The organism is Microvirga massiliensis (assembly GCF_001006805.1).
In the GTDB taxonomy this organism is placed as follows: Bacteria; Pseudomonadota; Alphaproteobacteria; order Rhizobiales; family Beijerinckiaceae; genus Microvirga; species Microvirga massiliensis.
On record NZ_LN811358.1, the window covers coordinates 33,505 to 39,939 of the forward strand.

The 6,435-nt window shown below is 63.6% G+C and carries 6 protein-coding genes; 5 read left to right on the forward strand and 1 reads right to left on the reverse strand.

Annotation, left to right across the window (positions count from 1 at the left end; genetic code table 11):
* The 3 genes from BN1233_RS49175 to BN1233_RS24385 form a co-directional block, all read left to right on the forward strand.
* Nucleotides 1-204: hypothetical protein (locus tag BN1233_RS49175; protein WP_210168222.1), on the forward strand; the 204-nt coding region annotated here is incomplete at its 5' end.
* A 339-nt stretch (nt 205-543) separates the two neighbouring features.
* The gene (locus tag BN1233_RS24380; RefSeq protein ID WP_046866535.1) at nt 544-2,700 is read left to right on the forward strand and encodes a glycoside hydrolase family 3 N-terminal domain-containing protein; all 2,157 of its coding nucleotides are present in this window, start codon (nt 544-546) and stop codon (nt 2,698-2,700) included.
* Nucleotides 2,697-3,881 carry a DUF1501 domain-containing protein gene (locus tag BN1233_RS24385; protein WP_046866254.1) on the forward strand — a complete coding sequence of 395 codons (1,185 nt, stop codon included), beginning with the start codon at nt 2,697-2,699 and terminating at the stop codon, nt 3,879-3,881. The genes BN1233_RS24380 and BN1233_RS24385 overlap by 4 nt, the downstream gene beginning before the upstream one ends.
* A 301-nt stretch (nt 3,882-4,182) precedes the next feature.
* Here the strand turns inward: BN1233_RS24385 and BN1233_RS24390 are convergent, their stop codons facing one another.
* Nucleotides 4,183-4,383 (reverse strand): dodecin family protein, encoded by a 201-nt coding sequence (locus BN1233_RS24390; RefSeq protein WP_244470744.1) that lies wholly within the window; start codon nt 4,381-4,383, stop codon nt 4,183-4,185.
* A 567-nt stretch (nt 4,384-4,950) separates the two neighbouring features.
* Between BN1233_RS24390 and BN1233_RS24395 the strand changes: the two genes are divergently transcribed.
* Together BN1233_RS24395 and BN1233_RS24400 are read left to right on the forward strand one after the other, a co-directional pair.
* Entirely contained in the window at nt 4,951-5,226 is a 276-nt protein-coding gene (locus BN1233_RS24395; RefSeq protein ID WP_046866256.1) for a DUF6894 family protein, read from the forward strand.
* 110 nt (nt 5,227-5,336) lie between these two features.
* On the forward strand, nt 5,337-5,849 hold the full coding sequence (locus tag BN1233_RS24400; RefSeq protein WP_046866257.1) for a hypothetical protein: 513 nt from the start codon (nt 5,337-5,339) through the stop codon (nt 5,847-5,849).
* Nucleotides 5,850-6,435 lie beyond the last annotated feature (586 nt).

The following is a 6,435-nucleotide window of genomic DNA, read 5'->3' on the forward strand; positions in this document are numbered from 1 at the left end:
CCATTCGGAACCCCTTTCACATCCTCTGCATTAGACGACACGCTGGCGGCCATTCCAGCCGAGGTGAGGCGTGATCGCCGGCTCTCGCCCCCTTCAAGGTCCGTGATCTTCATGTCGAAAAGTAGCCGCGCTGCCCGGCAGGACAACCCTGAGGGTGCGGATGCCGTCGGTCTCGCCATCACGGCGTGGATGCTGTCGTCGTGACAGGCGGGATCATCTACGCAAGTTCTTCTCTCGCATTCCCGAGAAGGGAGATGGGCGATGTGCGAATTCAAGGCGCGACGTCGACGCTTCATGGAGGTGATCGACAACATCAGCGGTCAGTTCAAATGAAACATGGTTGCAAAGACTTTGTAGATCCCTTCTGTCCCGAAGTCGCCGAGTGCCGGAACTTGCGGATCAAGGGCTGCCTGGATAGCTTGACGATCTCTGGTTCAGTCCTTGCGTCCGGTCGAACGGCCCGTCGATTGCGCACTCCCGGTCACGGGCTCCGGTCACTGTTGCGCTCCTGTCCTGCTCCAATATTCGGCAATCGGCCTTCCGATGACGCGTATCGACCTCCTCCTCGAGGAAATGACGCTGCAAGAGAAGATCGGACAGATGACTATGTCCGCGGCCGGGTTCGCAGTCACGGGACCCGTTCTTGCCGGCGACGCGACGGAGGATATCCGAGCCGGACTCGTGGGCAGCCTGCTCAACATCTATGGGGCGGAGCCGACGCATCGGATCCAGCGCGTCGCCCTTGAGCAGTCACGGCTTGGAATCCCGCTGTTCTTCGGCTTCGACATCATTCACGGCCACCGGACGATCTTTCCGATACCCTTGGCCGAAGCTGCGACCTTCCAACCGGACCTGTGGGAACGAACCGCGCGGGAGGCGGCAATCGAAGCCGCACAGGACGGCGTCCACCTGACATTCGCGCCGATGCTCGACGTCACCCGCGATCCGCGCTGGGGCCGTATGGCCGAGGGTCCGGGCGAGGATCCTTTCCTGGCCTCGGTCTATGCCGCGGCGAAAGTGCGTGGCTTCCAAGGAAGCGATCTCGCGACGACCGACCATATCGCGGCCACGGCGAAACACTTCGTCGCCTATGGAGCGCCGACGGGCGGGATCGACTACATGTCGGCCGACATCTCCGACCGATCTCTCCACGAGGTCTACCTGCCGCCCTTCGAGACCGCCGTCGGCTCCGGGGTGGCGGCGATCATGCCGGCCTTCCACGACATCGCCGGTATACCGATGACGGCGAACGAACCGCTCCTGAAGAACTGGCTGCGGCGTCACCTCGGCTTCAGCGGGGTGCTCATCAGCGACTACAATGCCGTCGCCGAGCTCATCGAGCATGGCGTCGCCGGCGATGTGGTCGAAGCGGCGATCCTTGCACTTCGTGCCGGCATCGACATCGAGATGATCAGCACCATCTATCGTCGCGGATTGCCGGAGGCGCTCGACCGAGCACTCATCGGTCTGGAGGAGATCGATGCTTCGGTGCGCCGGATCCTGCGCCTCAAGGAAGCGCTCGGTCTCTTCGACGCGCCGTTCGGACGAGGAGGCGCAATCGATGCCGAATCCGAACATGCGGCGGACCGGCGCCGGTTGGCGCGGGACGTAGCGACACGGTCGATTGTCCTGCTGTCCAACAACGGCTTGCTTCCTCTGTCCGATCCGCGGCGAGTCGCCGTGGTGGGGCCGCTCGCCAACGAGCGCGTCGAGATGCGCGGCAGCTGGCCTGCGGCGGGAGATCCGCGGGATCCGGTGACCCTGTTCGAAGGCCTCTCTTCGGCCTTGCCACAGGCCGACGTGGTGCATGCAGCCGGTGTCAGCATCGAGGACGGAGACTGGTCCCGGGTCGACGGTGCCCTCGATATTTGCCGGTCGGCCGATGTGATCGTGCTGTGCGTCGGCGAGGCGGCCCTCATGAGCGGGGAAGCAGCAAGCCGCGCGTCCCTCGATTTACCGGGCAGACAGAAGGAATTCGCCGAGGCTGTGCTTGCGCTGGGCAAGCCCGTCGTTGCCGTCCTCTCTTCGGGACGGCCCCTGACGGTGTCCTGGCTCATCGACAGAGCCCATGCGACGCTGGCGACCTGGTTCCTCGGCAACGAGGCTGGGAACGCGCTCGGCGATATCGTGACAGGCCGCGCTTCGCCCTCGGGGCGGCTGCCCGTTTCCTGGCCCCGTTCGCTCGGGCAGGTTCCGATCTACTACGCACAACGGCCTTCTGGGCGCCCCGCGACCCAGCCCGGCCGCTACGCCAGCAAGTACATCGACCTGCCTACCACGCCACTCTTTCCGTTCGGCTATGGCCTCTCCTACGGACGGTTCGTCTATTCTGATCTGACAATCGGCAACGCACGAGTTGGGCGAAACGGCAATATCGAGATCATGGTCAGCGTCGCGAACGAAGGCGATGCGACGGCTGAGGAGACCGTGTTCCTCTTCATCCGCGACGTGGTCGCGAGCGTCGCCAGACCTCGTATGGAGCTGAAAGGCTTCTCTAAGATCGAGCTCCCCCCGGGCGGACGGGGAATCCTGGCTCTCGTCCTGCCGGTGAGCGCTCTGCAGTTTCCAGGCCGGGACTTCAACCCGGTGCTCGAGCCGGGCGCTTTCGAGGTGCTCGTCGGGCCCTGCGCGGACCGGCAGAAACTGGTCTCCGCGAACGTGACGGTGTCGGATGATCCGGTGCAAGGGAGAGGCCCATGACGGACCTGCTCCGGGCAGAACCAAAGTCGACAGGGCCCAGTCGCCGGGATGTGCTGGCCTATGCGGGCGCCCTCGGGTTCGGAGCGGGCTTCGGGTCCGGGCCGGCTCTGGCCACGACCAAAGATCCTCGCCTGGTCCTGGTCGTGTTGCAGGGCGGGATCGATGGATTGTCCGCGGTTCCCCCGTTAGGTGACCGCCTGCTCCGGGATGCACGAGGGCCCCTCGCCGAAGAATGCGGGCAACTTCCATTGGACGGCTTCTTCGCGCTCCACCCGAGCCTGCCGACGCTCCACGCCCGGTTCGCGGCCGGCGAGGCGCTGGTGCTTCACGCCGTCGGGACTCCCTATCGGGGCCGATCGCACGAAGATGCGCAGGCGGTGCTGGCCAGCGGGGATCCGAATATCAGGAAGAGCGGGTGGCTCAGCCGCGCGGCGGCCATCATGGCGCGGCATCAGGATGACTGCCGCCGGCCCCTCCTTGCAATTGGACGGTCCGTGCTTCTCGTATTGCGTGGCCCGGCGCCGGCTGTCGTCTGCAGCCCGGAGGTCGTCAAAGATCTCGGGCCGGACGACTTCGCGCGCATTGCCGGCCGTGGTGATGGCCGGCCAGGGCTTGTCCAGATCGCTGCCGCTGGCCTGCCCGGGCTTGGCAGCGGCCATTCCGAATCCGGCGGTCTCGAGCAGGAAAGCACAGCAGCCGTGGGGCGCCTTCTGGCTGCTCCGGCGGGACCGCGCACGGCCGTTCTGCAACTCGACGGGTGGGACACGCATGTGAGCCAGGCGGGACCGGGTGGGACATTGGCGCGGCGCCTCTCGGCGCTCGACAAGGCGTTGGCGACTCTCTGCGACAGCCTTGCGCCGGTCTGGGAGGATACGGTCGTGATGATCGTCAGCGAGTTCGGGCGGTCGGTCGGCGCGAATGCCACGAACGGGACCGACCATGGACTCGGGACAGTCTCCTGTCTCCTCGGCGGAGCAGTCCGCGGCGGTCGGGTCTTGGCCGACTGGCCTGGCTTGGCGCCGAACCGGCTCGTCAATGGCGGGCTCGACGCAATCCTCGACCTGCGCGCGGTCTTCAAGGGGGTTCTTCACGACCACTGGCGCATGCCGCCCGACCTTCTTGCGGGAGAGGTCTTCCCCGACACGGGTTCGATCCGTCCCCTCCTTGGCCTGGTCCACTGAAGAGGCATCGCAAACGGAAAGGCCATGGACCGAGGACGTAGACTGTGAGCGACCGCTCAATCGGTAAATGTTCAGTTCGTGGCACGGAACTGAGGTTGGATGAACTCCAAAAGTCGGCAGTAAACGGACCTTCGGACCATTCGCCTCTATTGCTGACTTTAACCCTGAACGGACATTCCCGTCAGCTCTGGCAACCACCACGGGCCGGGTCCCCGAATCCAGGGTTCCACCGGGCCGGGCTGCGCTCTCAGGGGTGCATCGCCTCGGCCTCGCCGACTCGCTTTCAGCCGTCCAAACTCCCTCAGGCTCCGCCCTCTTTGAGCTCGAAAGAGATCTTCACGGCCACCTGGAACTGACTCACTTTGTCGTTCTCGACGACGGCTTCGAATTCCTTGGCCCAGACTGAACGGATGTTGCACAGCGTGCTCGAGGCCCGGTCCACGCGGTCCACGGCTTGGCGGACGGCGTTCGGAGATTGCGCCGAGAGTTCAAGGAACTTCACGACTGACGCGATTCCCTCCCGATTAGGGAAAGGCCCCGCTGTGGGGCGGGGCCGTGGTCGGCGCGGGAACCTCTAGGTTCCGGTCTAGGGTGATCAGGCCTGCCGGGGCGCGCCGAGCTAAAAGGCAACGACCGTGCTCGGGAGCAGTTCCGTACACTTTGTGCACGGACCCACCCTCTTTGGGATGAGGCGCGAGGTTCGTTAACCCATCATTAACCCTGCCGGCGCAGCCTCGAGTTCGGGCCGGTTTTCATCCCGGTTCGTTCCTCCCTGATGAGCGACTACCCCGTTCGGCACCGACACACCGGGCGGGGTTTCTTTCCAGGCCCGTCGGCCGCTCGCTGTGGTCGCACGGGTTGCTCGCCTCGAGAGCCACTTCGGCCGCTCCGGGGGGCTGTCTTGCAAGGAGTGGCGGGGCGGAACCTGACCGGACCTGCCTCGGGTCCCGCGCAGGATGGCGCGTGACGATCCCTGCGCTGGACGTTTCCTTGATCAATTTGCTGGACGAAGGAGCGTGATAGCCGCCCCGCCAGGGAACCCGAGGTCACCGCATCGGAGGTCGCCATCGTGACGCGCTACTACTTCCATCTCGTGGACGGGCACGAGATCATTCCCGACCGCACCGGGATCGACGTTGCCGATCTCGATGAGGTTCGCGCCACAACCCTTGAGGCCGTCCACCAGTTCCGACAGGAGCATCCCGCCACGGCGGCCAAGTGGCAGGACTGGCGGATCGAGGTGACCGATGCTCAGGGCGTTGTTGCCGTGACGCTCGAACTGGGCGATCGCGAGTTCAGTGGCGTTGCACCCACAAGGCTCGAGTCGATGCCGTGCCGGCACTAGAAAATCGCACGAGCACGCTAATCTAAATGATTGTCGCGTGTGCCTGAAGGTGGGCGGCGTTTTCTCGCCTCTTCGTTCTCCAAATTTTGTTCGAACTATGGAGCAGGGTGGTGAATACGAATGCAGTATTTGTCTGCTTTATCTTTGTGACTTCATCAGCATTCGCTCAGCCGATGGAGCAGACCGTTACGATTGGTCCTTGGGAAATCGCGACGACCTACAAGGCTGGAAAATTCGACAGTTGCTCAATGTCGAGAACGGCGGGGGATCTTGCGATAAGTTTTGTGCGTGCCGAAGGCGGCTTGCTGCTGCTGCTCGATTCGCCCAAGTGGAAGCTCGAGCGGGGCAGTGCCTATCCGGTTCGCTTGACGACCGCCGGTCAATCCGTGGAAGCCAAAGCGCTGGCGGAAACGAAGGGCGTCACAATCGCCCTCGCGGAGCGTCCGTTCAATGCCAAGCTACGGATGGCGAATGCTCTGGAGGTGCGGGGAGAGGGCGCGACACTTCGCGTGCCGTTGGACAAGAGCGCGCTGGCGCTTGAGCGACTTGAGATGTGCTTCGAAAAAAATTCGCGGGAGGGGCCGGAGACGAATCCGTTCGTCGCTCCAAGTCGGAACCCCTAATCCAGAGAAGCCGGGGCGCAGGTTCGGCGAGCCTGCGGTTCACAGCCGGGATTGCTGGCTTGGCGTAGTCCTTCGCGGAACGAGCCGCCCGAACGGGAGGAGTCCCGACGCATTGGCGATAACGACCCGAATGAGAGTTGCTCCCGCATCGTGCCGACGTTCTGCGGCTAAGTAGTCGAGCGGCAACAGCGTACGCTTATGCCGCGCCATTCGCAGGTCAGGCGGGTAACAGATAGAGCACACCCATGATCGCGAGCGCGCCGCTCACGTTCATCGCTATAGCGCAACCCGACTACCAATAACGACGTTCTGGCCTCCTCACGTCAGCGAAAGCCAGCTTGCATGAACTGCTGCCTGTGAGATCATAACATTTGCAGGAACTCAATTCATGGAACGCTGCCAATCGACCATCGAACACCAGCTCACTCGAGCGTGCCTTTTCCATCGAGAACGACCGCACCGCACCTAGAGCTCTATTTCAAGGGATGTGACGGACGCCTTCGGAAAACTCCAGGTGACTACGCCGGCATTCACCGGAACGCGGTAATCCTTCACCTTGAAGATGTCCAGGGCCGTCGTGTTAATA